Source organism: Bacillus sp. SIMBA_005, assembly GCF_046535585.1.
Lineage (GTDB): Bacteria > Bacillota > Bacilli > Bacillales > Bacillaceae > Bacillus > Bacillus pumilus.
On record NZ_JAWRWI010000149.1, the window covers coordinates 1 to 327 of the forward strand.

At 47.1% G+C, this 327-nt stretch carries 1 protein-coding gene; it reads right to left on the reverse strand.

Going from position 1 to position 327, the window contains the following annotated elements; all coding sequences use genetic code 11:
• Positions 1-142: 142 nt before the first annotated feature.
• A partial coding sequence (locus tag SB660_RS19515; protein WP_410583901.1) for a hypothetical protein occupies positions 143-327 on the reverse strand: 185 nt, incomplete at its 5' end.

A 327-nucleotide genomic window follows, 5' to 3' on the forward strand; every position in this document is an offset into this window, starting at 1 on the left:
CATTGCTTCAGCCCTCCAAAGATTGAGTGAGCCTGACCCCTTTATTTCGGACCCCTTTATTTCGGACCCCTTTATTTCGGTACCTTTCGCGACGCTCCGTCAGATTTAGTTGACCCTGGCACGGTTATCTTCTAATCACTTGTTAGCTTTCGTCAGAATTGCGAGGACGGATATGTGCGGATACACTTAAAAAGCTATTACGCATAAAGCGCTGCACTCTTGGCATTAGATTGGATTCATCCTCCGCGAAAGCATTGACGAGACGCGCGATTTCAGCGTGTTGAATTTTTGGTAGCTGCATAAGTTCACGGGACCTGTCGATCTCAT